Annotated in this window: 24 protein-coding genes and 1 pseudogene; 2 read left to right on the top strand and 23 right to left on the bottom strand. The window is 73.1% G+C overall.

Annotation, left to right across the window (positions count from 1 at the left end; genetic code table 11):
• Nucleotides 1-38: 38 nt before the first annotated feature.
• The 9 genes from V7S47_RS22135 to V7S47_RS22095 all read right to left on the bottom strand — a co-directional run bounded on the left by V7S47_RS22135 (nt 39) and on the right by V7S47_RS22095 (nt 9,144).
• The gene (locus tag V7S47_RS22135) at nt 39-371 is read right to left on the bottom strand and encodes a histone-like nucleoid-structuring protein Lsr2 (protein WP_336563601.1); all 333 of its coding nucleotides are present in this window, start codon (nt 369-371) and stop codon (nt 39-41) included.
• 137 nt (nt 372-508) lie between these two features.
• Nucleotides 509-1,282: a type III pantothenate kinase gene (locus V7S47_RS22130; protein ID WP_090853573.1), complete on the bottom strand. Its 774-nt coding sequence runs from the start codon at nt 1,280-1,282 to the stop codon at nt 509-511.
• Between the two features lie 5 nt (nt 1,283-1,287).
• Nucleotides 1,288-2,193, bottom strand: a complete 906-nt coding sequence (gene nadC / locus V7S47_RS22125) for a carboxylating nicotinate-nucleotide diphosphorylase (RefSeq protein ID WP_336563600.1) — start codon at nt 2,191-2,193, stop codon at nt 1,288-1,290.
• Complete coding sequence (locus V7S47_RS22120; RefSeq protein ID WP_336563599.1) at nt 2,190-3,863, bottom strand: L-aspartate oxidase; 1,674 nt, start codon at nt 3,861-3,863, stop codon at nt 2,190-2,192. The genes nadC and V7S47_RS22120 overlap by 4 nt, the downstream gene beginning before the upstream one ends.
• Before the next feature lie 9 nt (nt 3,864-3,872).
• Nucleotides 3,873-4,292, bottom strand: coding sequence for an aspartate 1-decarboxylase (panD, locus tag V7S47_RS22115; RefSeq protein ID WP_090853582.1), 420 nt, complete (start codon nt 4,290-4,292; stop codon nt 3,873-3,875).
• On the bottom strand, nt 4,292-5,188 hold the full coding sequence (gene panC, locus V7S47_RS22110; protein ID WP_336563598.1) for a pantoate--beta-alanine ligase: 897 nt from the start codon (nt 5,186-5,188) through the stop codon (nt 4,292-4,294). Before panC ends, panD begins: the two co-directional genes overlap by 1 nt.
• Nucleotides 5,185-6,111: a Rossmann-like and DUF2520 domain-containing protein gene (locus tag V7S47_RS22105; RefSeq protein WP_336563597.1), complete on the bottom strand. Its 927-nt coding sequence runs from the start codon at nt 6,109-6,111 to the stop codon at nt 5,185-5,187. Before V7S47_RS22105 ends, panC begins: the two co-directional genes overlap by 4 nt.
• A 184-nt stretch (nt 6,112-6,295) precedes the next feature.
• Nucleotides 6,296-7,984 (bottom strand): glycosyltransferase family 61 protein, encoded by a 1,689-nt coding sequence (locus V7S47_RS22100; protein WP_336563596.1) that lies wholly within the window; start codon nt 7,982-7,984, stop codon nt 6,296-6,298.
• Nucleotides 7,981-9,144, bottom strand: a complete 1,164-nt coding sequence (locus tag V7S47_RS22095; protein ID WP_336563595.1) for a sulfotransferase — start codon at nt 9,142-9,144, stop codon at nt 7,981-7,983. The genes V7S47_RS22100 and V7S47_RS22095 overlap by 4 nt, the downstream gene beginning before the upstream one ends.
• A gap of 167 nt (nt 9,145-9,311) precedes the next feature.
• Here V7S47_RS22095 and V7S47_RS22090 point away from each other — a divergent pair, with 167 nt between their 5' ends.
• Entirely contained in the window at nt 9,312-10,727 is a 1,416-nt protein-coding gene (locus V7S47_RS22090) for a bifunctional cytidylyltransferase/SDR family oxidoreductase (RefSeq protein WP_336563594.1), read from the top strand.
• 30 nt (nt 10,728-10,757) lie between these two features.
• On the opposite strand, the gene V7S47_RS22085 is transcribed toward V7S47_RS22090, so the two are convergent.
• The 5 genes from V7S47_RS22085 to V7S47_RS22065 all read right to left on the bottom strand — a co-directional run bounded on the left by V7S47_RS22085 (nt 10,758) and on the right by V7S47_RS22065 (nt 18,244).
• Nucleotides 10,758-14,321, bottom strand: coding sequence for a bifunctional glycosyltransferase/CDP-glycerol:glycerophosphate glycerophosphotransferase (locus V7S47_RS22085; protein WP_336563593.1), 3,564 nt, complete (start codon nt 14,319-14,321; stop codon nt 10,758-10,760).
• A gap of 67 nt (nt 14,322-14,388) precedes the next feature.
• Nucleotides 14,389-15,657 carry a glycosyltransferase family 2 protein gene (locus tag V7S47_RS22080; RefSeq protein ID WP_336563592.1) on the bottom strand — a complete coding sequence of 423 codons (1,269 nt, stop codon included), beginning with the start codon at nt 15,655-15,657 and terminating at the stop codon, nt 14,389-14,391.
• An 89-nt stretch (nt 15,658-15,746) separates the two neighbouring features.
• Nucleotides 15,747-16,712: an ABC transporter substrate-binding protein gene (locus V7S47_RS22075; RefSeq protein WP_336563591.1), complete on the bottom strand. Its 966-nt coding sequence runs from the start codon at nt 16,710-16,712 to the stop codon at nt 15,747-15,749.
• A 51-nt stretch (nt 16,713-16,763) separates the two neighbouring features.
• Nucleotides 16,764-17,540, bottom strand: a complete 777-nt coding sequence (locus V7S47_RS22070) for an ABC transporter permease (protein ID WP_336563590.1) — start codon at nt 17,538-17,540, stop codon at nt 16,764-16,766.
• Nucleotides 17,537-18,244: an ABC transporter permease gene (locus V7S47_RS22065; protein WP_336563589.1), complete on the bottom strand. Its 708-nt coding sequence runs from the start codon at nt 18,242-18,244 to the stop codon at nt 17,537-17,539. Before V7S47_RS22065 ends, V7S47_RS22070 begins: the two co-directional genes overlap by 4 nt.
• A gap of 4 nt (nt 18,245-18,248) precedes the next feature.
• On the opposite strand from V7S47_RS22065, the gene V7S47_RS22060 reads away from it, so the two are divergent.
• Nucleotides 18,249-19,256, top strand: coding sequence for an ABC transporter ATP-binding protein (locus V7S47_RS22060; RefSeq protein ID WP_442945372.1), 1,008 nt, complete (start codon nt 18,249-18,251; stop codon nt 19,254-19,256).
• A gap of 25 nt (nt 19,257-19,281) precedes the next feature.
• Here the strand turns inward: V7S47_RS22060 and V7S47_RS22055 are convergent, their stop codons facing one another.
• From V7S47_RS22055 to V7S47_RS22015, 9 genes and pseudogenes are all read right to left on the bottom strand, one after another.
• Nucleotides 19,282-20,367, bottom strand: coding sequence for a GNAT family N-acetyltransferase (locus tag V7S47_RS22055; protein WP_336563588.1), 1,086 nt, complete (start codon nt 20,365-20,367; stop codon nt 19,282-19,284).
• Between the two features lie 87 nt (nt 20,368-20,454).
• Nucleotides 20,455-21,063 carry a hypothetical protein gene (locus V7S47_RS22050; RefSeq protein WP_336563587.1) on the bottom strand — a complete coding sequence of 203 codons (609 nt, stop codon included), beginning with the start codon at nt 21,061-21,063 and terminating at the stop codon, nt 20,455-20,457.
• 10 nt (nt 21,064-21,073) lie between these two features.
• Nucleotides 21,074-21,577, bottom strand: coding sequence for a DUF3180 domain-containing protein (locus V7S47_RS22045; RefSeq protein ID WP_336563586.1), 504 nt, complete (start codon nt 21,575-21,577; stop codon nt 21,074-21,076).
• Between the two features lie 7 nt (nt 21,578-21,584).
• Nucleotides 21,585-22,154 (bottom strand): 2-amino-4-hydroxy-6-hydroxymethyldihydropteridine diphosphokinase, encoded by a 570-nt coding sequence (folK, locus tag V7S47_RS22040; protein ID WP_090853623.1) that lies wholly within the window; start codon nt 22,152-22,154, stop codon nt 21,585-21,587.
• Nucleotides 22,147-22,515 (bottom strand): dihydroneopterin aldolase, encoded by a 369-nt coding sequence (folB, locus tag V7S47_RS22035; protein ID WP_090853626.1) that lies wholly within the window; start codon nt 22,513-22,515, stop codon nt 22,147-22,149. The genes folK and folB overlap by 8 nt, the downstream gene beginning before the upstream one ends.
• The gene (gene folP, locus V7S47_RS22030) at nt 22,512-23,327 is read right to left on the bottom strand and encodes a dihydropteroate synthase (RefSeq protein WP_336563693.1); all 816 of its coding nucleotides are present in this window, start codon (nt 23,325-23,327) and stop codon (nt 22,512-22,514) included. Before folP ends, folB begins: the two co-directional genes overlap by 4 nt.
• A 43-nt stretch (nt 23,328-23,370) precedes the next feature.
• Entirely contained in the window at nt 23,371-23,991 is a 621-nt protein-coding gene (folE, locus tag V7S47_RS22025) for a GTP cyclohydrolase I FolE (RefSeq protein ID WP_336563584.1), read from the bottom strand.
• Nucleotides 23,988-26,045: an ATP-dependent zinc metalloprotease FtsH gene (gene ftsH, locus V7S47_RS22020; protein ID WP_336563583.1), complete on the bottom strand. Its 2,058-nt coding sequence runs from the start codon at nt 26,043-26,045 to the stop codon at nt 23,988-23,990. Before ftsH ends, folE begins: the two co-directional genes overlap by 4 nt.
• Before the next feature lie 274 nt (nt 26,046-26,319).
• Nucleotides 26,320-26,395, bottom strand: a pseudogene (locus V7S47_RS22015) (hypoxanthine phosphoribosyltransferase); the annotation flags it as partial.

The following is a 26,395-nucleotide window of genomic DNA, read 5'->3' as shown; positions in this document are numbered from 1 at the left end:
CTCACGCCGACTCGGCGTGGTGCAGGGGTACGGCGGGGTCAGTGCGCGGCGTCGTACGCCTCGCGGACCTCGGACGAGACGCGGCCCCGGTCGGGGACGTCGTGACCGTTCTCGCGTGCCCAGTCCCGGATCTCGCGGGCGCTCGGCCCCGAGGTCGCGGACGGGGCGGCGGCCTTGCGGCCACGGCGCGGGGCACTGCCGACCTTGCGGCCGTGGCCGACGTAGGTGGCGAGGGCGTCGCGCAGCGCGGCGGCGTGCTTGTCGTTCAGATCGATCTCGTAGTTCGTGCCGTCGAGACCGAAGGTCACCGTCTCGGAGGCTTCGCTGCCGTCGAGGTCGTCCTCGAGAACGATGTGGATCTTCTGAGCCATGATTCCTCTTTCGTCGAAATCACCGAACGACACCCGACTATTCGGATATCGCCCGGATATGGTTGCACGGCATACGACGCTTTTCCAAACCCGTCGAAGCCGTCAACCCGAACCTGACGTGTCAGCAATTCGATTAATCAGGAATTGCGGAGGAAAACCAGCTCCAGGCCGCGCAGCGTCAGCCAGGGATCGTGCTCGGTGAAACACCGGCATTCATCGACCACGAGCGGAGCGAGATAACCGGTGGCAATCACGCGCACGGACTCCGTCGCCACGTCGAGCTCGGCGATCATCCGGGCGACGATGCCCTCCACCTGGCTCGCGACGCCGAAGACCATGCCGGACTGCAGCGCCTCGACGGTGTTCTTGGCGATCACCGATCGCGGTCGGAGCAGCTCCACCTTGCGCAACTGCGCGCCCCGGCGACCCAAAGCCTCCAGGGATATCTCGATACCGGGGGTGATCGCGCCGCCGACGTACTGGCCCTGGACGCTGACGACGTCGAACGTCGTGGCGGTACCGCCGAAATCCACCACGATCGCCGGCCCGCCGTATTCGGTCGCGGCCGCGAGGGCGTTGATGATCCGGTCCGAGCCCACCTCGCGCGGATTGTCCATGAGGACGGGCACACCGGTGCGCACACCTGGCTCGACGACCACGGCCGGACGGTCCGGGAAATACCGCACGAGCATGTCGCGCCATTCGTGGAGCACGGCCGGGACGGTCGAGCAGACGGCGATGCCGTCGACTCGCGCGTAGTGCTCGGCGAGCAGTCCGCGCAGCAGCACGGCCCATTCATCGGAGGTACGACGCTCGTCGGTCGCCACCCGCCAGTCGGCGAGCACCTCGCCGTCCTCGAGCAGGCCGAGGACGGTGTGGCTGTTGCCGATGTCGGCGGCGAGGAGCGGCACCGGGCTCAGTCCTCGTGCAGGTCCAGGCCGAGGTCGAAGACCTTCACCGAGTGGGTGAGCGCGCCCACCGAGATGAAGTCGACGCCGGTCTCGGCGACCTCGCGGGCGCGGTCGAGGGTGAGCCCGCCGGACGCCTCCAGGGTGGCGCGCCCGGCGGTGAGGCGGACCGCCTCGGCCATCGTCGGCGAGTCCATGTTGTCGAGCAGGATCTCGGTGCAGCCCGCGTCGAGCAGCTCGCGCAGCTGGTCGAGGTCGGTCACCTCGACCTCGACCCGCAGCCCCGGATTGGCGTCGCGGACGGCGACGTACGCCGGCACCGCGCCGCCCGCGGCCACCACGTGGTTGTCCTTGACCATCGCCCGGTCGGCCAGGCTGAACCGGTGGTTGACGCCGCCGCCGCAGCGCACGGCGTACTTCTGCAGCGCGCGGTAGGTCGGCAGGGTCTTGCGGGTGTCGAGCACCCGCGCCCGGGTGCCCTCGAGAGCCGCGACCCAGTGCGAGGTGGCGGTGGCGACACCGGACAGGTGCGACGCGAAGTTCAGCGCCGTCCGCTCGGCGGTGAGCAGCTCGGAGAACGGACCGCTCACCCGCAGCACCACGTCCCCCGGGCGGACGTGGGTCCCGTCGGCCAACCGGTCGGTGACCTCGACCTGGTCACCGAGGGCGTAGGCGAAGACCAGCTCGGCGATCGCGAGCCCGGCCACCACCCCGGCCTCGCGGGCGGCGAAGTCGCCGGTGCCGTGACCCAGGGGCGGCAGCGCCGCGCTGGTGACGTCGGCCGCGCCGTCGGGCAGGTCCTCCTCGAACGCGGCGACCACCATCTCGTAGACGCTGCGCGGGTCGAGCCCGGCCCCGGACAGCTCCTCGATCAACGGCCGCGGGAGGTCGGCGTACGACGTCCGCGCGATCATGCCGGGCCGTCCGTGGCGGGCGCCGGGGCGAAGGCGATGGTGGTCTCGCCGTCGCGCATCCGGACGTCGAAGTGGCCCGCCCAGCGCGCGTCGTCCCGCTCGGGGAAGTCCTCGCGCCAGTGCGACCCGCGGGTCTCCTCGCGCAGCGCGGCCGCCTCGACCAGGGCCCCCGCGATGGTCAGCAGGTTGGTGGTCTCCCACGAGGCGACGTCGGGGGCGTCGGCGGGGACGCCGGTCAGCTTCTCCAGGTGAGCGGCGGCGTCGCCGAGCCCGCCTGCGCTGCGGAGCACGCCGGCGCGGGCCGACATGACCTCCTGCAGCTCCGGGCGGACGGCCCCGGACACCAGGCCCGGCGTCCGCTCGTCGGTGGTCGGCTCGGCCCAGGGCCGCAGCTCGTCCGGCAGGACCGAGGCGATCCGGCGCGAGAAGACCAGGCCCTCGAGCAGGGAGTTCGAGGCGAGCCTGTTGGCGCCGTGCACCCCGGAGCAGGCCGCCTCACCGGTGGCGTAGAGGCCGGGGACGTCGGTGCGGCCCCACAGGTCCGTCGCCGCACCGCCGGAGGCGTAGTGGCAGGCCGGCGCGACCGGGATCAGCTCGGTGACCGGGTCGATGTCGTGGGACCGGGCGGTCGCGAGGATGGTGGGAAACCGCCGCTCCCAGAACGCGCCTCCGAGGTGGCGGGCGTCGAGCCACATGTGCGGGTGCCCGGTCTCGGTCATCCGGCGCATGATCGCCTTGGCGACCACGTCGCGCGGCGCCAGGTCGGCCAGCTCGTGGACGCCCTCCATGATCCGGCGTCCCTCGAAGTCGACCAGGAACGCACCCTCGCCGCGCACGGCCTCGGAGATCAGCGGCTGCTGCCCGACCGAGTCCGGACCGAGGTACATCACCGTCGGGTGGAACTGCACGAACTCCAGGTCGCGCAGCGTCGCGCCCGCGCGCAGCGCGATCGCCATGCCGTCGCCGGTCGAGACCGCGGGGTTCGTCGTCTGCGAGAACACCTGGCCCAGCCCACCGCTGGCGAGCACCACGGCGCGGCAGTGCACGGCGCCGACGCCGTCACGCTGCCCCTCGCCCATCACGTGCAGGGTGACGCCGGCGATCCCGCCGCCCTCGCCGGCGGGACCGTCGAGCAGGAGGTCGACCGCGAGCGCGTGCTGGATCACCTCGATCTCGGGTGCCGCCTCGACCGCCGCGATCAGGGCGCGCTGGATCTCGGCGCCGGTCGCGTCGCCGCCGGCGTGGGCGATCCGGTCGCGGTGGTGGCCGCCCTCCCGCGTGAGCGACAGGGCTCCGTCCGGGCTGTGGTCGAACTGCGCGCCCAGCGCGATCAGCTCGTGGACCGCCTCGGGGCCCTCCGTGACCAGGACCCGTACGGCGTCCGCGTCACAGGCGCCCGCGCCCGCCACCAGCGTGTCGTGCTCGTGCTCGGCCGGGGTGTCCTCCGGGCCCAGCGCCGCCGCGATGCCGCCCTGGGCCCACTGCGTCGAGCCGGCGGCGAGCACGTCCTTGGTGACCACCAGGACCCGGTCCACGTGTTCCCGCAGGCGCAGCGCGGCGGTGAGCCCCGCGATGCCGGAGCCGATGACGACGACGTCGGCCCGCGTCGTCCACCCGGGATCCGGAGCCGTGAGCCGGCCCGGCACGCGGCGTACCGCAGAGAGAGGCATTCGGGCAGGCTACCGCTCGACCAGCCGGTCACCGCGGACCAGACCGGAGCCGGCGACGGCCTCGGCCGGGTCGAGGCCGGTGGCCAGGACCCGGTTGTCGGCGTCGACGAAGACGACGTGCGGGCGCAGCTCGCGGGCCTCCGCGTCCTCCACCTGGGCGTAGGCGATCAGAATCACCAGGTCGCCGGGGTGGACGAGGTGGGCGGCCGCCCCGTTGATGCCGATCACGCCCGAGCCGCGCTCGCCGGCGATCGTGTAGGTCTCCAGCCGGGCGCCGTTGGTGACGTCGACGATGTGGACCAGCTCGCCGGGCAGCAGGTCGGCCGCGTCGAGGAGGTCCTCGTCGACGGTCACCGAGCCCACGTAGTGCAGGTCGGCCTGGGTCACGGTCGCGCGATGGATCTTGCTCTTCATCATGGTGCGGAGCATCAGGCGTCCTCCCCGGTGGTCCCGAGGACCAGCGGCAGGTTGTCGATCAGGCGGGTGGCGCCGAGCCGGGCGGCGACGAGGATCCGCGCCTGCGTCCCCGGCGGTACGACGGGCGGCAGCTCGGCCAGCGCCGGGGTGGTCACGACCAGGTAGTCGAGGTCGACCCCCTTGCCCAGCCGCAGCTCGGCGCGGGCGGCGTCGAGCGCGACCGCGACGCCGTACCGGGCGTTGTCCTGGGCCTCGCGCAGCGCCCGGTTGAGGTGCACGGCCTCGGCCCGCTGGTCGGCGTCGAGGTAGCGGTTGCGACTCGACAGGGCCAGCCCGTCGGGCTCGCGCACGGTCTCGGCGCCGACGACGTCGACGCCCATGCACAGGTCCGCGACCATCTGCCGGACCAGGACCAGCTGCTGGTAGTCCTTCTGCCCGAACACCGCGACGTCGGGACGGACCAGGCCGAGCAGCTTGGCCACGACCACCAGCACACCCTTGAAGTGGCCGGGCCGGACCCGGCCCTCCAGCAGCGTCGCGAGCGGTCCGGGCTCGACGGTGACCTGGGGCTCCCGCTGCTGGGGCCACCCCGGGTAGACCTCTTCGGCGCTGGGCGCGAAGACGATGTCGACGCCCTCGCGCGCGCAGACGTCGAGATCGGCCTCGAGCGTGCGGGGGTAGCGGTCGAGGTCCTCACCGGCGGCGAACTGCAGCGGGTTGACGAAGACGGAGGCCACCACGGGTCCGGTGCCGACCCGCTCGCGGGCGGTCCGCATCAGGCTGGCGTGCCCCTCGTGGAGCGCGCCCATGGTCGGCACGAACCCCACCCGCTCCCCCGCACCCCGGGCGCGTGCGAGCAGGTCGGCGAGCTCCTCGCGCGTGTGCGCGAGGGCGGGCCCACGGCTCATCGCGTCTCGGCCGGGAGGATCGGCAGGGCGGGGGCGTCGGCGAGCGCCTCGGTCAGCGCCTCGTGGATGCGCAGGGCGCGCAGCGGCACCAGCCGTCCGTCGGTGACGGCGCGGGCCAGGGTCGCGCGCGCCATGGCGACGTACGACGGCAGCGTGTGCGGGGCGTTCGTGGCCAGGTCGTCGAGGTGGGCGCGGACGGTGCCGAGGTCGCCGCGGACGATGGGTCCGGTCAGCGCGGCGTCGCCGTGGGCGAGCGCGTTGTCGAGCGCGGCCGTCAGCAGCGGGCGGAGCGTGCCGGCCGGGTCGTCGGCCCCGGCGGCGGCCAGCATCTCCATGGCCTCGCTGACCAGCGTGACCAGGTGGTTGGCGCCGTGGGCCAGGCCCGCGTGGTAGAGCGTGCGCATCTCCTCGGGCACCCACATCGGCCGGCCGCCGAGGTCGGCGACCAGGCTCTCGGCGAGCGCGCGCTCCGCCGGAGCGGCGGTCAGCCCGAAGACGCAGCCGGCCAGGCGACCCAGGTCGACGGCCGTGCCGGTGAAGGTCATCGCGGGGTGCAGCGCCACCACGCGGGCCCCGACCTCGCGGGCGGGCTCGAGCACGGCCAGCCCGTGCCGGCCCGAGGTGTGCACCACGACCTGGCCCGGGCGCAGCGCGCCGCTCGCGGCCAGCATCGAGACCACGTTGGCGAGCATGTCGTCGGGGACCGTCAGCAGCAGCACCTCGCTGGCGCGCGCGACGTCGGTCGGCTTCGCGTGCCGGACGCCCGGGAGCAGCGCGGCGATCCGCGCACGCGTCGCGTCGGACTCGCCGGCGGCGGCCACCACGGGGTGACCCGCGCTCGCCAGACCGGCCGCCAGGACGGCACCGACCCGGCCGGCACCGATGACGCCGACGCGCCGGGGTCGCGGGGACTGCTGGACCATGCTGCTGCTCCACATCTCTCGTTCCAGTCCCTCCGACCACTCCGTCCGAGGACGGAGCCGGGGTGGGTACCGGACGGGTTGTAGCGATGCTTGCTTCCGACTCGAGGCTACGTCCGGCGCTCGCTCCGCGGAACCGGATCGCGTGTGACGTAACCGACACGGCTGTCGGCCATGCGTCAGTGGGTCAGGGCAGCCGGTCGAGCAGCTTCCGCAGGAACGGCCCCTCGCGCTCCACGTCGAAGGTGTACGACGACTGGATGCTGCGACCGCCCGGCCGGCAGATGACGGCCTCGACCCGGTGCCCGTGGACCGCGGCCATGAGGTACTCGTTGCGCGGCGTGTACGTCGCCGCGCCGACCATGATCACGTGCGTGGGGTCAGGCACGAACGCGATCTGGAACAGCCCGCTGCCGGCGTACCCGCCTGCGACCTCGGCGGCCCGGAAGAGCCGGATCTGCTCGCCGAGCGTGAAGTCCTCGGGGTAGACGACCTCGAAGCCGTACTCGCCGAAGATCGCCTCGACGTCGGCACCGTTGAGGCAGGCGCGCTTGTCGCTGCGCCGGCCGACGAAGAAGCGGCCCGGCCAGTCGCGGTCCTCGGCCTGCGCGGCCAGGTTGTCGCCCACCTCACGCCAGGTCTCGGCGATCAGCGGGTGGACGTACTGAGGGTGGCTGAACATCGGCGTGCCGGAGATCAACCGGTCGACGCGGACCGGGTGGTCGATGACGACGATCCGGTCGCGCGGGATGCCGGCGGCCTCGTAGAGCTCCAGCTCGTACTCGAAGGGACGCGGCCGTGGCTTGGTCGCCCCGACCAGGACCCGCACGTCCGGGTCGATCGCCAGCGCCTCGCGCCAGGTCCAGACCCGCGACAGGCTCTCGGTGAGCAGGTGGCCGAAGTGGCCGCGGAACTCGTTGTCGAGGTGCAGGAAGGTGCCCTCGAGGCGCGGGGCGTCCGCGGGCATCCGCGGCCGAGGTACGGCGAACCGCGGGCCGTACTCGACCAGCTTCGTGTGGACCAGCTCGGGCCACTGGTTGTGCCGGAAGGTGTCGGGCAGCAGCAGGTCGTCGGACACCACCCGCTGCCACTGGCCGACGACCACGTCGCGGTAGTCGCGCAGGCTGAGCTCCGCCGGCTGGATCCGACGGTGCATCGGCGGTCGTCGCGGAACCGGGCCCTCGGTGCCGGGCGGGGCGGGCGGCGGGCTGCCGGCCGGGATGGTCTTCAGCAGCCGGTGCCGGGACGTCCCGGCCGCCAGGTAGGCGTTGAACTCGCTCTCGCGCATCTTGGCCAGCACGCCGTCGGCGTCGTGACTGAGCACCAGATCCGGTCCGGCCACCCGGTGGGTGACGTGCTGAGCCACGACCTCGCGCAGGTCGCGCACGCGGATCCGGGCCCGGCGCGGGCCGCGCGGCCGGGTGGCGTCGGGGTCGAGCAGCTCGCCCAGCGTCCGGGGACCGCCGGCCAGCTCGCCGGCGCCGTCGGGGACGACGTACGAGCCCCCGGCCCGCAGGTGGAAGAACGTCTCCTCGAACCGGTGCCGGCGCCCGGCGACGTCCTCCTGGTCGACGATCACGTCGACCCGGCCGAGCAGCGCCAGCTCGAGGTGCCGCTCCTCGTCGTCGGAGACGACCTCCCGCACCTGCGCCCGGGGCGAGGCCGCGCGGATCGCGGCCACCAGCCGGGGGCTGGCGGGGCCGAGGACCACGACCACGGCATCGCCGTCTGCGGCGGCCGCGACCAGGCCGGCCAGCTCGGCGTAGCGCCGGCGGCGGGCGAACCCGCGGACGGCGGCGCGACCCCCGCGCAGGCGACGTACGACGGGGCGGGCACCCGGCACGGTGGCCAGGGCCCGGGCGGCTCGCGCCCTCACCGACGTCGTCCCACCCGCTGGCGGGCGCGGCGGGCGAGCTCGCGCACCAGGTCGCCGCCCGGGTAGCGGTCCAGGCCCGGAAGGCTGTGCGACTCCGGGACGTGGTGGAGACCGGACTCGAAGAGCAGCTCGGAGATCAGGCCCGCCGACGAGACGCTGATGCTGTCGGGCGGGCTGATGTCCTCGGGGTAGTCGGCCGGGTCGACGAGGAGGTGGTCGAGGTCGCCGACCACCGTCGCGTCCGAGGCCTCGACGGCCTCGATCCAGGTCCGCGTGTAGTCGTTGCAGCGCTCGGCCGCCCACCGCGGCGCCTGGATCGGCTGGCCGGTCAGTCCGGTCAGCTCGCGCATGGCGAGCTTGCCGGACCGGCTCACGGTGTTCATGTAGGTCGGGTGGTCCCCGTCGCGCTCGGTGAAGGCGATGTTGAACTGGCGCAGCAGCTCGGCCTCGGCGATCGGCAGCGAGGCGTTCGCGCGCTCCTCGGCCGTGAGCGTGTCCGGGCCCAGCCCGAGCAGCGCCTCGAAGGCGCGCTGGTTGGTGGTGCGGTCCCGGGGATCGGACACGATGAAGGTCAGCCGGTCCTCGCCGAAGACCGAGCCCCACTGCTCGACGAGCCGTCGCAGGCTGAAGCGGTGCAGCTCGGGCATCACCCGGGTCCAGGTCGTGTGCACCTCACCGTCGAGCGACACCCACGAGAAGTGCCGGCGAAGCCACTCGTCGAGCGTCTCCAGGCCGCGTCGGCGGATGACCTCCTGCCACTGCGAGGCGAGGAGCGGGGCGAGCGGGCGCAGGGTGATGACGACGTGGACGTCGGGTCCGAGCATCTCGGCGATGTGCGGGATCCGCTCCGGCAGCGCCTGGGACAGCGCCTCGCTCGACCAGATCGTCACCCGGGAGTCGGAGGTGCGGAAGTTGGTGGCCAGCTCCTGCCAGCGCTCCTCGCGCCGGTCCTGGTAGTACGGCGCGAGGGTGCCCGCGGCGGCGAGGGCCGTCTTCATCTCGTGACGCCCCTTGCCGATGAGGCGTACGCCGTCCTCGGCGATCTGCTCGCGGACGGCGTCCAGCGCGGTCTGCAGGGCGGTCGTGCCCGTCTTGGGCATGCCGATGTGGATGACCTTCGACCCGTCCGGCAGCGTCGGCGCCGTCCCCGTTGAGCGCATGTCGACCCGTCAACTCCTCGTTGGTGTCCGCCCCGGGGCCACCAGGACGGGTCCGACCTTATATCGGCGGCCTGAGAGATCCCCGCCCGTACGGCCCCCGACCGGGCCCGACCCGCGTTGTAGGCTGCTCGACGCCCTCCTGCCGTCCACCGAAGGATCACCTGCTCGTGAAGAACGTGGCCGTTCTGCTGGCCGGCGGGGTCGGCGTCCGCGTCGGTCTCGACGTCCCCAAGCAGCTCATCAAGATCGCCGGACGACCGATCATGGAGCACACGCTGGCCATCCTCGACGCCCACGAGGACGTCGACGAGATCCTGGTGCTGATGACCCCGGGTCACCTCGACGCGGTCCACGCGATGGTCCGCACCGGCGGCTACGAGAAGATCACGCAGATCCTCGAGGGCGCCGAGACCCGCAACGACACGACGCGGCGGGCGCTGGCCGCCCTCGGCGACGAGGACTGCAAGGTGCTGCTGCACGACGCCGTCCGCCCGCTGCTGAGCCCGCGGATCATCAGCGACTGCTTCGAGGCCCTCGAGACCTACGGCGCCGTCGACGTCGCCATCCCGTCGGCCGACACGATCATCGAGGTCGCCCCCGACAACACGATCCGCGACATCCCGCCGCGGGCGTCGCTGCGCCGCGGGCAGACCCCGCAGGCCTTCCTCGCCTCGGTCCTGAAGGCCGCCTACGCGCGCGCCGAGCTCGACCCCGACTTCGAGGCCACCGACGACTGCACCGTCGTGCTGCGCTACCAGCCGGACGTCCCGATCTGGGTGGTCCCGGGCGACGAGCGCAACATGAAGGTCACCGAGCCGATCGACATCTACCTCGCCGACAAGCTCTTCCAGCTCGCCCAGAGCGACCTGCCCCCGACCCGCGAGCCCGAGGCCTACCGCGACGTGCTCGCCGGCAAGGTGATGGTCGTCTTCGGCGGCAGCTACGGCATCGGCGCCGACATCGCCCGCCTCGGCGAGGAGTACGGCGCCACCGTGGTCGCCTTCAGCCGCTCGACCACCGGCACCCACGTGCAGCGCCGCGAGGACATCGCCAGCGCCGCCGCGCAGGTCGTGGCCGAGCACGGCCGGGTCGACTACGTCGTCAACACCGCCGGCGTGCTGCCCCGCGGGACCCTCGTCGAGACCAGTGACGAGACCATCTGGGCCGCCACCGAGATCAACTACATCGGCCCGATCCTCATCGCCCAGGAGTTCTACCCCCTGCTGAAGGAGACCCGGGGCAGCCTGCTGCTCTTCACCTCCAGCTCCTACACCCGCGGCCGCAGCGGCTACAGCCTCTACTCCTCGGCGAAGGCCGCCACGGTCAACCTGACCCAGGCGCTCGCCGACGAGTGGGCCGCCGACCACGTGCGCGTCAACTGCATCAACCCCGAGCGCACCGGCACCCCGATGCGCACCAAGGCCTTCGGCGAGGAGCCGGCCGACTCGCTGCTGGAGTCCACCGCCGTCGCCCGGGCCTCGCTGGACACCCTGATCGCCGGCGGCACCGGCCACCTCATCGACCTGCGCCGCGCCGACCCGATCGCCCTGGCCATGCAGGAGACCGCGTACGACGAGGCCTGAGCCCCGCGGCCGCCAGCGCGGCGGGGCTCCTCAGCCCCAGAACGCCCGGACGACCCGCTCGGCGCTGCGACCGTCCTGCAGCGCGTTGTAGGTGCGGTGGAAGTCCTCCTGCGCGCCGGCGTACTCCTCGGCGAGCCGGGGCAGTCGCTTGAGCCAGTCGATGACCTCGTCGGCGGTGTCGAGGAGCGGGCCGGGGGCGGAGTCCTCGAACGGGTAGAGGAAGCCGCGCACGCCGCCGGTGTAGGCCGCCAGGTCGGGCACCAGGAACAGCGTCGGGACGCGGGCCAAGGCGACGTCGAAGCGCAGTGACGAGTAGTCGAGCACCGCGGCGTCGGAGGCCAGGATCAGGTCGTTGATCTCGGGGTAGCCGCTGACGTCGAGCAGCCGGGCCTGGGTGGCCGCCTCGGCGTCCGGGCGGGCGTGGAAGCGGTGCCCGCGCATCAGCAGGACGTAGTCAGGCCCGAGCTTGCGACTGGCCGCGGTGAGGTCGAGGTGGTGGATCATCTCGGCCGAGCGCCAGTCGGTGGCCAGGTCGTCGCGCCAGGTCGGCGCGTACAGCACGACCTTCTGCTCGGGACCGATGCCGAGCCGACGGCGGGTGTCGGCCCGCCGCTCCGCGGCGTCCGGGGCGACCAGCGCATCGTCGCGCGGGTAGCCCTGGTTGTGGATGGCGCCGTCGTACTCGTACTCGGTGCGGTAGTAGACGTCCATCTCGGGCGACGGGGTGAGGATCAGGTCCCAGTCGCCGGAGGTGCGGGCCAGCTCGAGGGCGATCCGGCGCGGGGTGTAGCCCTTGGCCTCCCACATCCGGATGCCCATCGACTTCGCGGGGTAGCCGTGGAAGGTCTGCAGCAGCTGCTGGCCCGGCCGCTTGAAGAACCAGCGGTCGACGTCGATGTTGAGGCAGAGGTAGCGGGCGGTGGTCAGCACGCGGTACCACTCGCGCGAGCGCATCAGGACCGGGACGCCGCCCTCGGGCACCTGCGAGCCACTGTCGGAGACGCCCCAGTAGATCGTCAGCTCCGGGTGCGTACGACGCAGCTCGTGGTGGATCGCCAGCTGGCTGTCGGTGGCCGTCGCGCCGTCGTACGACTGGAGGTAGACGGCCCGCTCGTCGACCGGCTCGGTGTGGGTGCGTGCCCAGGCCTGCAGGCTGGCCTGGGCGAACGGGCCGCGCTCGTCGTCGGCGAGCGGCGGGAGCAGCTGGACGCCGAGGCCACGGGCCGAGCGCGCGGGCCGGAAGCGGAAGCCGTGGGCGACGGAGAAGTCGAGGAGGCGGTCGAGGGTCGCCGGGTCGAAGATCACCCGGGCCGCGGACCCGGGGACGCCGTCGAGCTCGAAGGTGTAGGCGCCCGGCGGGACCGGGGCGGGACCGAGGCCCCACGGGTCCCAGACGGTCGGGAGCGCGGCGTGCACCAGGCCGTCGGACCCGGTGGTCAGGTCGGCCGTGAGCCGGGCCGGGCCGAGCAGCTCGACGCGGCCCCGGGCCGCGGGCCGGCCCAGCCAGGAGCCGGTCAGGTCGAGGGCGCCGTCGGCCAGCTCGAGGCCGTGGACGACCAGGACGCCGTCGGCCTCGACGACGTCGGTGTCGCCGGTGCCGGAGCGGCTCAGCGCCAGGCCGCCCTCGCCCACGGCGAGCCAGGGGTCCTCCTGGTCCGGCCAGCCGACGGGGAGCAGGTCGCCGGACGCGCCGACGGCCCGCAGGTCCCAGCGGGCGTGCTCGCGGCCCACCCAGGGCTGCGGCACCTCCAGGTCGAAGCGCAGCAGGTCGCCGTCGGGCCGCAGGGTCACCCGCTTCTCCAGGCTGCCCATCTGGACCTGGATCGCGCGCAGGGCACCGGTGCCGGGGCGCAGCGCACCGACGACGCGCCGACCGTTCACGCGCGCCTCGACGAGCCGGGGCCCGTGGTCGGGGCGCACCTCGACGCGGAAGCGCGCCCCGCGCCGGGTCGGGTCGACGCGCTGGTCGCCGAAGCGGCGGCCGCCGACGTACCCGTGCCAGAGGGAGCTGGCCACCGAGCGCTCGTCGAAGCGGGTGATCCCGCCGCGGCGGGTCAGCCCCTGCGTCTCCAACTGCACCTCGACCGTCCAGCGGGCCGTCCCGTCCGGGCCCGACCGCGTCAGCTCGGCCAGCGCGGGGGCGTCGACCGTGACCCGGGCCGCGGAGCGGGCCAGGTCCTGGTACATCCGGCCCTCGCTGGGGTTGATCGACCAGTCGACGTACTGCTCGACCTCGAGGGCGACCCGCTCGTCACCGCGCACCAGCTCGACCCGCAGGTCCGGGAAGTCGGGGAGGCCGACGTGGTCGACGTACGCCGCCAGGTCGAGCTGCAGCCGGTCTCCGGGGGCCCACCGGACGTTGCGGAGCACCACGACCAGCGGGGTCTCCTGCTCGGTCATCACGTAGCAGTCGTCGGGGACCCCGACCTCGGGGTCCTGACGGAAGGGCAGGTCGGCGACCACGACGCCGCCCTCGACCAGGGTCGGCCGGTTGTCGCGCTCGAAGAGCCGGCCCGTGACCAGATCCTCCAGCTCCGTGCGCTTCCCGGCCTGCAGCAGCCAGAGCCGCACCCGGGACTCGGCGCCGAGGGAGCGCCACGCCGCGTCGCCGCCCTCGCGGACCAGCAGCCGGGCGTGCTCGCGCAGCCGCGTCCACTGCTCCTCGGTGGCCCGCTCGACGTCGGAGACGAACGGCTGGATCGCGGTGTCGAGGACACCCCACAGCCACCAGTCGCTGACGTCGTCGGCGCCGAGCGCCTCCAGCTGGGACCAGGTCTGCTCGTGCTCCTCGACCCAGGCGTCCAGGCCGGCGAGCACGTCGGTCATGGAGCCCACGCTGACGCCGTCGCGTCGTCCGACCGGCACGTAGGTGTCCTCGGCCAGCAGGTCGAACGCGCGCGCCTTCGCGTACGACGCCAGCGCGACGTCGGTGCCGCGCGACCGGTCGGGGGCGAAGCGCAGGCCGGACGAGCGCCAGAACTCGGTGCGGAGCAGGCGGTTGCCGAGGCCCAGGTCGGTGACAGCGATCGGCGAGGTCGCCAGATCGGTGCCGACCAGCTCCACCTCGTGGGCGGCGCGGTACGGCGAGTCGACGTGCCGGCCCGCGGGCCCCGGCGGAAGGACCATCCGGCCGACGGCGAAGTCGGAGCCGGAGCGCTGCAGGACCTGGGCGAGCCGGTCGAGGCCCTTCGGCGGGATGTTGTCGCCGCCCCCGGCGAAGAGGAGGTACGCGCCCTTCGCGGCGTCGGCGCCCGCGTTGCGGGCGGACGCGGCGTCCGGGGCGTCGTGCTTGGCGATCCGGATGCGCCAGTCGGCGTCGGCGTGCTCGCCCGCGACCCGTCGTACCTCGGTGCTGCGGCCCCACGGCTGCACCCGCACCTCGAGGTTGCGGTAGACCTGCCCGCGCAGCTCGTCGAGCTGGGGACCGATCCGGGTCGTCTCCTCGTCGCTGACGGCCAGGACCACGGTCACCAGGGGGTCGCCCCACCCGCTGCGGAAGCGTCGGCTCGCCCGACCGATCGGGCCGCGGATGCCCCGGGGCGTCGCCTTGCCGGCTCGGACCAGGGCCTCGGCCACGCGCTGCCGTGGACGCACCGACGGTTCTCCTCTCGACGACTCCTGCTGGGCGGACCGATGCTACCGGCCGCCCGGGTGGTGAGCGTCAGGCGTCGACCCGGCCGGCCGGCCACTCGCGCTCGCCGCTGCGCAGGCCGCGGGTGAAGCGGGGCGGCAGCCGGAAGAGGTGGCGGGGCAGCGACGGGTCGTCCCAGAGCGGCAGCCGGAGGTAGCAGGCGTCCTCGAGGTCGAGGTAGGGGAAGTCGCTCATCACCCGCCCGCCCGCCTCGTTGAAGGCGATGGCGTCGGATCGCCGCTCCTCGACGATCAGGTGGTAGACGACCTTGTGCTGGGGATAGATGCGGTCCCAGAAGGCCGGCTTGGGGACCAGCGCGGTGAAGGCGCGCACCTCCGCGACCAGCGCCTGCCAGTAGTCGTCGGGGGCCTCGTCGACACGGCGGATCGTGGAGCCGAAGTCGTTGTTGAGGTACTGGGTCAGGCGCGCGTCGTGGAGCTTCGGACCCGAGACCGTGGCCAGGATGTCGAGCGCCTCGCTCGCCGTGCGGAAGCGGTCGCGCAGGTTGGCCGTGGACAGCACCTGCTGGGTCATCGAGCTGCGGTCGTCACGGGCGCGCCAGGCGACGGTCGGCTCGACCAGGTGGTCGACGGCGCGGGCGTGGCCGAACGCGCGGGCGCTCACCAGCTGGTCCTGGTAGTAGCCGGGCTCCGCGAACTCCCGGACCGCCTCGTCCCAGTAGGACCGGCGGTAGACCTTGCTCCACTGGACCGCGTTGACCATCATCGACGGCCGATCGGTCACGGACGCGGCGAGCAGCTCCTGGCCGTGCGCCCGGCTGATCCACGGCATCGGCGGCTCCTGCTCGCTCCCGCGCAGCCGGAGGTACGACGCCTGCGCGAAGTCGGAGCCGGTCGCCCGCAGCGAGCCGACCAGCCGCGCGTAGGCCCCCGGCAGGACCACGTCGTCGCCGTCGAGGAAGGTGAGGAACTCGCCCCGGGCGTGGTTCAGGGCCAGGTTGCGCGCTGCGTTGGGACCGCCGTTGGCCTGGGTGTGGACCTGGAGGCGCGGGTCGGACGCGGCCAGCTCCTCGAGGAGCCGGCGGGTGCCGTCGGTCGAGCCGTCGTCGACCACGACGAGCTCCACCTCGCAGTGGCTCTGGCCCAGCACGGACGCGACGGCGTCGGCGATGTAGGGCGCCACGTTGTAGGCGGGCATGACCACGCTGACGACGCCCTCCCGGCGCTCCTTCTCCCGGCGCCGCCGCTCGCGGGACGGGAGCGGGGCGGGGCGGGCCAGCACGCCGAGGCGCGGCGTCAGCTCGTCGCCCGGGCCGCCGGGCAGCAGATCACGGAGCACGGCGGGGATTCTGCCTCATCACCGACGGCCGGCCCGTCCGCCCCTGCACGAGGGGGGACGGGCCGGCCGGTGTCGGGTCCGGATCGGCGTCAGAGCAGGCCGGCGGCGGTCAGGAAGTCAGCTGCGACGTCCTCGGGCAGCTCGCGGTCGACCGCGACCCGGCCGTTGAGCTCGGTGAGGTTCTCGGTCGTCAGCGCCGCCATCAGCGGGTTGAGCACGTCGGCCAGGTCCGGGTGCTCGTCGAGGAACGCGGTGCTCACGGCGGGGACGAGGTTCTGGGCGGGCTGGATCTGCAGGTCGTCCTCGAGGACCACCAGACCCTGCTCCTCGAGCGTGCCGTCCGTGGTGCTGGTCTCGCCGAGCTCGGACTCCCCGTCGAGGACCGACTGGTAGGTCTGGTCGCTGGCGTAGCCGAGCGGCAGCACGTCGGTGACGTCGATGCCGTACTGCTCGCTCAGCCCGCCCTCGCAGTCGAGCCGACCCTCGCAGTCGGGCGCCGCGGCCAGCTTGACCGACTTGCCCTTCAGGTCGGAGAGCTTGGTGACGCCGTTCTCGTCGGAGTACTCCTGGGTGACGAAGAAGGCGTTGGTGTCGGTCGCCGGGGAGACGTCGAGCAGCGAGATCCCGGCGCCCTCGAGCAGGGCCTGGCCGTCGCTGGCCAACTGGTCGCCGTCGCCGGCCTCGAAGGGCTCGGCCTCCGCGCCGTTCTCGCGCGAGTTGAGGAAGTTGACGATGCCGCCGACGTACTCCGGGACGACGTCGACGCTCGCGGGGAACGTGGACATGTAGGCGTCGCGGGCGTCGACCAGCTTGACGTCGACGGTGTAGCCGGCGTCCTCGAGCAGCTGCTCGTACATCGAGGCGACCAGGGTGGCCTCGGGGAAGTTCTGGCCGGCCAGGGTCAGCTCGCCGCCGCCCGCGGGGGCGTCGGAGGAGTCCGAGGAGGGGGCCGGGTCGTCGGCGGAGTCCGACGAGAGGTCGTCACCGGCGCAGGCCGTGGCGAGGAAGAGGGTGCTGACCGAGAGGACCGCGGCCAACTGGCGTCGTACGAGCATGAGGTTCCTTCTGTGTCCCGCGGCGTCGTGGCCACGCGTGTCCGGATGCTGCTATCGGCCGACGGTGCCGGCGTCGTCCGCAACACTAGAAGCGGTCACCGACATTCCCACCTCACCCGACAGGTCTCGATTCGGTGACGATCCCCGGCGGGCCGGGTCCGACAGCCGCTGCGCGAGGGCGGCCAGCAGCTCCAGCAGCAGCGCGACCAGGGCGACCACCACCGCGCCGGCGATGCCCTTGCCGTAGTTGGTCCGGTAGAACCCGTCGGTGATGACCCGGCCCAGTCCCGGCCCGGCGACCAGCGCGGCGATGGTCGCGGTCGCCCACACCTGCACCAGCGCGAGCCGCACGCCCGAGACCACCAGCGGCAGGGCCAGCGGGAGCTCGACGCGCACGAACCGCTGCCAGCCGGTCATGCCCATGCCGGTCGCCGCCTCGCGGACGTCGGCCGGCACCTCGCGGACGGCGACGTAGGCGTTGGTGATGATCGGCGGCAGCGCGAACAGCGCCAGCGCGATCAGGGTGGCCAGGCCGGCCCGGCCGTAGGGCCCGAACTCCTGCGCCCCCGGGAAGTCGGCGGTGACCAGGAGCGCCAGCAGCGCGAAGGTCGGCACCGCCCGGCCGATGTTGGAGATGTTGATCGCGAGGAAGCCGCCGCGACCCAGGTGCCCCAGCCACAGCGCGACCGGCAGCCCGACCAGCATCGCGAGGCCCAGCGCGGTGACCGTGAGCAGCAGCTGCTGGAGCAGCAGCGCCAGCATGCCGGTGTCGCCCGTCCAGCTGTCGCCGGCGGTGAGGTAGGCCCAGGCGTCGGAGAGGACGGTCATGCGCCTACCCCCCGCGTCCACGGCGTCAGCACGCGCTGGGTGAGGACGAGCACGACGTCGAGGACCAGGGCCAGCAGCACGCACAGCACCGAGGCGGTGAACAGCTCGGCCCGGAAGTTGGTGCTGACGCCGTCCTTGATCAGGTTGCCGAGCCCGCCGTACGCGACCAGGGAGCCGACGGTCGTGAGCGCGACCGTGGAGACCGTCGCGACCCGCAGGCCGGCCATGATCACCGGCAGCGCCAGCGGCAGCTCCACCCGCAGGAGGAGCCGGCCGGCGCCGTACCCGAGACCGGTCGCGGACTCACGGACCTCGTCGGGCACCGACCGCAGCCCCTCCAGGATCGCCCGGACCAGCACGGTCAGGGCGTAGAGGGCCAGGCCGATCACGACCGTGGTCGGCGACAGCCCGGTGAACGGCACCAGCAGCGGGAAGAGCGCCAGCGACGGGATCGTGTAGACGCCCGTGCTCACGCCCAGCACCGTCGACTCCAGGCGCGGGTAGCGCCGGGCCAGCAGCGCGAGCGGGAAGGCGATCAGCACCCCGAGGACGACCGCCGCGACGGTGATGGCGAGGTGCTGGACCGTCGCGTCGACGATCTGGTCCTGGCGGTCGGAGAGGTACTGCCCGCAGATCCACTCGTTGGTCAGCCGGCTGTAGCAGCTCGGCTCCGCCGCCGGGGCGACCAGCGTGGGTACTGTCACGGTCATGGAACGTACCCGTTCGGCGGACGACCACGCGATGATCCGCCTGTCGGGCGTGGGAAAGACGTACGACGACGGCACCGTCGCCGTCCAGGGCCTCGACCTCGAGGTCGGTCAGGGCGAGCTGGTCTGCTTCGTCGGCCCCTCCGGCTGCGGCAAGTCGACCACGCTGAAGATGATCAACCGGCTGATCGAGCCGACGACCGGGACGATCGAGATCGACGGCCGCGACGTCACCGGCCAGGACCCGGTCGAGCTGCGCCGCGGGATCGGCTACGTCATCCAGCAGGTGGGGCTGTTCCCCCACCAGAAGATCGTCACCAACGTGATGACCGTGCCCCTGCTGTACGGCGAGTCGAAGGCCACCGCCCGCCGGCGGGCGCTGGAGCTGATGGAGCTGGTCGGCCTGGAGCCGGCGACGTACGCCGACCGCTACCCCCACCAGCTCTCGGGTGGTCAGCGCCAGCGCGTCGGCGTCGCGCGGGCGCTCGCGGCCAACCCGCCGGTGCTGCTCATGGACGAGCCGTTCGGCGCGGTCGACCCCGTCGTACGCGTGCGGCTGCAGGACGAGTTCCTGCGGCTGCAGCGCGAGCTCGGCAAGACCGTCGTGCTGGTCACCCACGACATCGACGAGGCGGTGCGGATGGGCGACCGGGTGGCGGTCTTCGCCACCGGCGGCCGGCTCGCGCAGTACGGCACCCCCGCCGAGGTCCTCGGCCGGCCCGCCGACGACTTCGTCGCCGACTTCGTGGGCTCGACCCGCGGCCTGCGCCGGCTCAGCGTGACCCGCATCGACCGCGCCCACCTCGAGCCGGTCGACGGCGTCACCACCGGCGCCCTCGGCGCGGTCATCGACGTCGACTCCTCGCTGGAGGAGGCGCTCGCCGTGCTCCTGCGCGACGACCGCGGCGTGATCGGCGTCCAGGACGGCCCGCAGGTCGTCGGCATCCTCACCCCCGACGGCATCCACCGCGCCCTGCGCGCCTCCCTCGCCGACGCCGAGTCGGCGTGAGCTTGTCGTCGATGCGGGTGGACCGTCAGTCGGTGACCGGGACGTCGCGGTGCCAGGACTCGGTGACGTACGTCGTCTCCCAGCCCATCGACGAGTAGAGGCCGTGGGCGCCGGTCGGCGAGTCGGCGTCGACCTCGAGGCCGACCCGGTCCCGGCCGCGGGCGGCGGCGTCGGCGATCACGGTGCGCAGCAGACCCTTGGCCACGCCGCGACCGCGGGCGGCCTCGAGCACGCCGATGTAGGAGACGTACGACCCGTCCGGGCCCGAGGTGCTCTCGGAGACGTTGGCGACCAGCGCGCCGACCGGCTGCGGCTCGTCCCCGTCGAGGAGCTCGGCCAGCCACCAGTGGTCCCAGCGGTGCCCGGGGTCCTCGCGCAGCCGGTGCAGGAACTCGTCGAAGGTCTCCTCCCACGAGTTGAAGTGGTCGACGAACGCGCCCTCGAGCACGTCGTGGACGTCGCGCAGGTCGTCCTCGTCGGGCATCCCCGAGCCGGTACGACGCACCAGCCGGATGCGCATGCCCTCGGACTCCCACGCCGCCGGGTCGGGGACCAGCTCGACCTCGTCGGGAGTGACGGGGCGGCTCTGCTGGTGCCAGGTGCGGACCCGGGTGAAGCCGGACGCCTCCAGCCAGGTGTGCTGCCGGTCGTCGTCGGCGAACGCCCCGGTGTCGATCTGCTGGACGTCGAGACCGCGGGCCGAGCCGACGGCCCGGGCCTGGCCCACGGCCCACTCGACCAGGACGTCGGAGCAGGCCCGCGCGACCACGTCGTCGAGACCGCGCTCGACCACGTGCACGAAGAGCATCCGGCCGCCGGCGCGGTCGTGGACGCTGCCCCAGGCGCGGATCTCGCCGCCCGGGTCGCGGACGACGACGTTCTCGCGCGTGCGCAGGCCCTTCTCGGAGACCTCGACCAGCACGTCGTCGACGCCGGAGCCGGCCCAGCCTCGGCCGTGCCGCTCGTGGGCGCGCAGCAGGTGGGTGAGCCGGGCGACGTCGAAGCGGTCACTCGGGTCGGGCGTCGCGACGCTCCAGGCCTCCGGCAGGCCGGGCGGGTCCGGGACCAGCTCCTCGGGATCGGTCTCGAAGCGGGAGTCGTCGGGGATCACGGAGAGGCATTGTGCCCCACCGCGCCCTCCCCCATGCGGGCGGTAGGCGGGCGGTAGGCGGGCGGTAGGCGGGCGGCAGGCGGGCGGTCAGGCGCGCTTGCGGGTGGCCTCGGACGCCCGCCAGGCGGCGGTGACCGCGGTCAGCTCGGCCTTCAGGACGTCGACCTGCTGCTCCAGCTCGGCGACCAGCACCACGGCCTCGGCCGCGGTCTGCTCGGCCTCGTCGAGCCGCGAGACGATCCGCTGCCCCTCACGCTCGGCCACGTCGGCGCGACGGGCCTCGGCGTTCATCTTGCGGGTCGCGTCGGCGGCCCGGCGCTGGGCGTCGCCCAGGGCCTCCTGGAGCTGGGCCAGCGCCGACTCGCGCTCGGCGATCCGCCCCGCCATCGAGGCGGCGTACGACGCGTGCTCGGCCGTGCGCTCCTCGGTGAGGACGCGGTAGGCCTGGGCCTGCTCCGCGCGGTCGCGGGCGGCGTCGCGCCGGGCCTGGGCGAGCTCGGTGTGGGTGATCCGGGTGGCGGCCGCCCCGAGGGCGACGCCGAGGAACGCGGCGATCGTGACGAGGAGCCACGAGCCGCTGACGACCGCGCCGGTGACGGCGGCGGCCGCGAGCACCAGGAGCGCCACGGCCACCGTCAGCCGGGTGCTGCGCTGACGACGACGTGCTGTGACGCGTGTTGCTGATGGGGAAGCCATGCCTAGCAGGTTAGGCGTCCGGGTCGTCGGATCGGACGCGACACGCGCGCTCGAGCAGCAGCCCGCCGATCACCATCGCCACTCCGGCGACCGCGGCGACGAGGGCGCGGGTCACCTGCTCGCCCACCAGCTCGGAGGCCAGGCCGAGCCAGGAGACGGCGTAGCCGGCGTAGGTGCCGGCGACCAGCGCGCCGACGTACGCGCTCGCGCGGGCCAGGGCGAGCCGGTTCAGGGCGCGGTGCGGCTCCATCCACTCGCGGCGCACCTGGAGCTGGCGCCAGGTCGACCAGGCGGCGACGCCGACGATCACGGCGACCACGCCGAGGGCGACCGGCTGGGTCCAGCCGACGACCCGGGCCGTGCCGTCGAGGGCGACGGCCAGCGGTCGGACGAACCAACCGCCGACGAGACCGGCGACGGCGCAGACGGTGAGCCCGGCCGGGGAGGTCGGGCGGAGCCGCCCCTCACCAGGCCCGTCGGGTGCTCCCGGCGGCTCCTCGGAGGGCTGGCTCACCGGCGGCTCACTCGAGCTCGAGCGTCAGGTCGTCGCGAGGGGTGAGGCCGTCGGTGCCGATCGTCGCCAGCAGCTCCGAGATCGGGCCGGCGTCGGGGAACTCGGCGTCGGGCTCCAGGTCGAACCACGGCTTGAGCACGAAGGCGCGCTGGGCGGCGCGCGGGTGCGGCAGCCGCAGGTGCTCGTCGTCGCTGCGCCGGTCGCCGACGACGATCAGGTCGACGTCGAGGGTGCGCGGGGAGTTGGGGACCTCTGAACGCTCGCGGTCGAAGGCGTCCTCGATGGCCAGCGCGCGGTCCATCAGCCGGGTGGCGGCCAGGGTGGTGTCGATCAGGACCACCGCGTTGAGGTAGTTCTTGGCCTCGACCGGGGAGTCGACCGGGACGGTCTCGTAGACCGGCGAGACGCCGGTGATCCACACGTCGGGGGTGTCGGCCAGCGCGTTGATGGCGCCCTGGAGGGCGGTCATCCGCTCCCCGAGGTTGGAGCCGAGGGCCAGCACCGCGCGCCGGATCGGCCGCATCTCACCGGTGAGGGTGTCCGCGTCGACGATGTGCGGGTTGGGGGTCTCAGTCACGGGGAGTCCTTCGCGTGATCGTCAGCGCGACGTCACGGAACGTCGCCTCGATGGGTGCATCCGGCTTGTGGACCGTGACCCGCGCCCATTCAACACGGTCGTCCAAGAGGCAGACGTCCGCGATCCGCTGCGCCAGGGTCTCGATCAGGTCGACCGGGTCCTGCTCCACGGCGATCTTCACCGCGGCCACGAGACTCCCGTAGTCGACCGTGTCTTGCAAGTCGTCCGACGCCGCGGCGGGGGCGGTGTCGATGCCGAGCGCGAGGTCGATCACGAAGGTCTGTCCCTCGCGCTTCTCGAACTCGAACACGCCGTGGTGGCCGTAGCACTCGATCCCGAGCACGGCCAGCTCGTCGGTCATCCGGACCCCTCCCTGGAGGCGATCGCGACGGTCGCCGCGATGGCGTCGCGGGCCGCACGGACGTCGTGGACCCGCACCCCCCACACTCCCAGACGGGTCAGGTGGGCCAGGACGGCGGCATGGGCGTGCTCGCGCTCGTCGACCGGCCGGGGCCGGCCGCCGTCGGGGCCGAGCAGGCTGCCGAGGAAGCTCTTGCGGCTCGCCCCGACCAGCAGCGGCAGGCCCAGGGCCTGCAGCGGCGCGAGGTCGGCCAGCAGCTCCCAGTTGTGCTCGCCGCGCTTGGCGAACCCCAGGCCGGGGTCGAGCACCACGCGCTCGGCCGCGATCCCGGCGGCGAGCATCGCCTCGACCCGGGCCGCGAGCTCGTCGCGGACCGCGGCGACGACCCCGCCGGGGGCGTCGTACCGGGCGAAGTCGGTCATGTGGTCGCTGTGGGCGCGCCAGTGCATCGCGACGTACGGCGCGCCCGCGTCCGCGACGACGCTCAGCATCGCGGGGTCGGCGAGCCCGCCCGAGACGTCGTTGACGACCGCGGCCCCCGCCGCCAGCGCCGCCTCGGCCACCTCGGCGCGCATGGTGTCGACCGAGACGACCGCCCCCGCAGCGGCGAGCTCACGGATGACCGGCACCACGCGGGCCAGCTCCTCCGAGACCACCGGCCGGGTCGCGCCGGGCCGGGTCGACTCGCCCCCGATGTCCAGCAGGTCGGCGCCGTCGGCCAGCAGCCGGAGACCGTGCGCGACCGCGGCCTCCGAGGTGGCGTAGCGACCCCCGTCGGAGAAGGAGTCGGGGGTGACGTTGACGACGCCCATCACCCGGGGCCGACCCGTCGGGTGCAGCAGGTCCACGGCGGCGCTAACGCCTCGGGCTGTGGATGAGCGCCATGGCCTCTGCCCGGGTGGACGGGCTGTTGAGGAAGGAGCCCCGCACGGCGGAGGTGATGGTGCGGGCGCCGGCCTTGCGGACCCCGCGCATGGTCATGCAGAGGTGCTCGGCCTCGATCACCACGATCACGCCGCGCGCCTCGAGGATCTCGACCAGGGCGTCGGCCACCTGGGTGGTCAGCCGCTCCTGGACCTGCGGGCGCTTGGCGTAGACGTCGACCAGCCGGGCGAGCTTGGACAGGCCGGTGATCTTGCCGGTCTCCGCCGGGATGTAGCCGACGTGGGCGACCCCGGTGAACGGCACCAGGTGGTGCTCGCACATCGACCACAGCTCGATGTCGCGGACCAGGACCATCTCGTCGTGCCCGAGGTCGAAGGTCGTGGTGAGCACGTCTTCGGGGGTCATCCGGATCCCCGCGGTCAGCTCGGCGTACGCCCGGGCGACGCGCGCCGGGGTCTCGAGCAGCCCCTCGCGCTCGGGGTCCTCGCCGATCGCGACCAGCAGCTCGCGCACGGCGGCCTCGGCCCGGGCGTGGTCGAAGGCCGGGACGTCCTCCGGCCGGCGTACCGGGGAGGACACCGGATCGGTCATGCCGGGCCGGGACCCGGCGGCGTCGGGGGCGGGACGGGACCGCCTCCGGAGCCGAGGGTCGGGTCGCCGTGGACGTCGCCCCCAGGGCCCGGGGGCGTCACGACGACGCCGGGCGACGACGCCGTCGCGTGCCCGTTGGCGGCGGCCCGGTCGCGGATCTCCTGCGGGATCTCGATCGGCGGGATGTCGGACGGGTTGCGGTCCGGGGAGCCGGTCCAGGCCGGGCGCGTCTGACGGCGGCGCAGCGGCGTGAAGATCTCGGCCACCTGCGCCTTGTCGAGCGTCTCCTTGTCGAGCAGCGCGAGCACCAGCGAGTCGAGGACGTCGCGGTTCTCCTCGAGGATGTCGAAGGCCTCCTGGTGGGCCGTCGCGAGGAACTTCTTGGTCTCTTCGTCGACGACCGCGGCGACGTCCTCGGAGTAGTTGCGCTGGTGGCCCATGTCACGGCCCAGGAACGGCTCGCCCTGCGTCTCGCCGAGCTTGATCGCCCCGAGCCGGTCGGTCATGCCGTACTGGGTCACCATCGCCCGAGCCAGGTTCGTGGCCTTCTCGATGTCGTTGCCGGCGCCGGTGGTGGGGTCGTGGAACACCATCTCCTCGGCCGCCCGGCCGCCCAGCATGTAGGCCAGCTTGTCGAGCATCTCGGAGCGGGTCTGGGAGTACTTGTCCTCGTCGGGCAGCACCATCGTGTAGCCGAGGGCCCGGCCGCGCGGCAGGATCGTGATCTTGTGGACCGGGTCGGTGCCCGGGAGCGCCGCGGCGACGAGGGCGTGGCCGCCCTCGTGGTAGGCCGTGATGAGCTTCTCCTTCTCGCTCATCAGGCGGGTACGACGCTGCGGACCCGCGATCACCCGGTCGATCGCCTCGTCGAGGGTGGCGTTGGTGATCAGCTTCTGGTTGCTGCGCGCGGTGAGCAGCGCTGCCTCGTTGAGCACGTTGGCCAGGTCGGCGCCGGTGAACCCGGGCGTACGGCGGGCCACCGAGATCAGGTCGATGTCCTCGGACATCGGCTTGCCGCGCGAGTGGACCTGCAGGATCTGGTGGCGACCCGACAGGTCGGGGGCGTCGACCTGGATCTGGCGGTCGAAGCGGCCTGGGCGCAGCAGCGCCGGGTCGAGCACATCGGGCCGGTTGGTGGCCGCGATCAGGATGACCCCGCCGCGGACGTCGAAGCCGTCCATCTCGACGAGCAGCTGGTTGAGCGTCTGCTCGCGCTCGTCGTGGCCGCCGCCCATGCCGGCGCCGCGGTGACGGCCGACGGCGTCGATCTCGTCGATGAAGACGATCGCGGGGGCGTTCTCCTTGGCCTGCTCGAACAGGTCACGGACGCGGCTGGCGCCGACGCCCACGAACATCTCGACGAAGTCGGAGCCGGAGATGGAGTAGAACGGCACGCCCGCCTCGCCGGCGACGGCGCGCGCGAGCAGGGTCTTGCCGGTGCCGGGAGGACCGTAGAGCAGCACGCCCTTCGGGATCTTGGCGCCGACGGCCTGGAACTTGGCCGGCTCCTGGAGGAACTCCTTGATCTCGCCGAGCTCCTCGATGGCCTCCTCGGCGCCGGCGACGTCGGTGAACGTCGTCTTCGGCATGTCCTTGGAGATCAGCTTGGCCTTGGACTTCGCGAACTGCATGACGCCGCGGCCGCCGCCGCCCTGCATGCTGTTGATGAGCCAGAAGAAGACCAGGACGATCAGGATGATCGGCAGGAACGAGATCAGCAGCGTCGCGAGGATGCTCTGCTCGGCGACCTCGGTCTCGACCTTGTCGATCTCGCCGGCGTCCTGCTGCGCGATCGCGGCCTCGTAGATGGTGTCCTGGGTGCCACCGATCCACTTGGTGAAGACCTCGTCGTCGTTCTCCTTCACCGCCCGGATCTCCTGGTCACCGTCGACGAAGGTGACCTTCTTGAGACCGCCGTCGGCGATGAGCGAGCTCATCTCGGAGGCGGGGATCTCCTTGCCCCCGTCGTTGGGGGTGAGGAACTGGAGAGCGAGCAGGACGCCGACGACAGCGACGACGATCCAGACCCACGGACCCTTGAATATGCGCTTCACTGGCTTCTTCCGACTCGGGCACGTCTGAACCCACGACGGTACACGTCGTCGGCAATCACGATTGTCTCAGGATCCGCGGAATGGCGGCACCGTGGGCCCGCCGGACGGTCCGCTCAGGAGTAGACGTGCGGCGCGAGCGTGCCGATGTCACGCAGGTTGCGGTAGCGCTCCTGGTAGTCGAGGCCGTAGCCGACCACGAACTCGTTCCCAGGAAGAGCCCCGGGTCCCAGCCGACGAACCTCACGTCGACCCGGACCCTCAGCACCCCCACCACTCAGGAGTAGACGTGCGGCGCGAGCGTGCCGATGTCACGCAGGTTGCGGTAGCGCTCCTGGTAGTCGAGGCCGTAG

Source organism: Nocardioides sp. CCNWLW216 (genome assembly GCF_037120545.1).
In the GTDB taxonomy this organism is placed as follows: Bacteria; Actinomycetota; Actinomycetes; order Propionibacteriales; family Nocardioidaceae; genus Nocardioides; species Nocardioides lianchengensis.
Note: the sequence above shows the minus strand (reverse complement) of the source record. Positions and strands in the feature narration are given on the sequence as shown.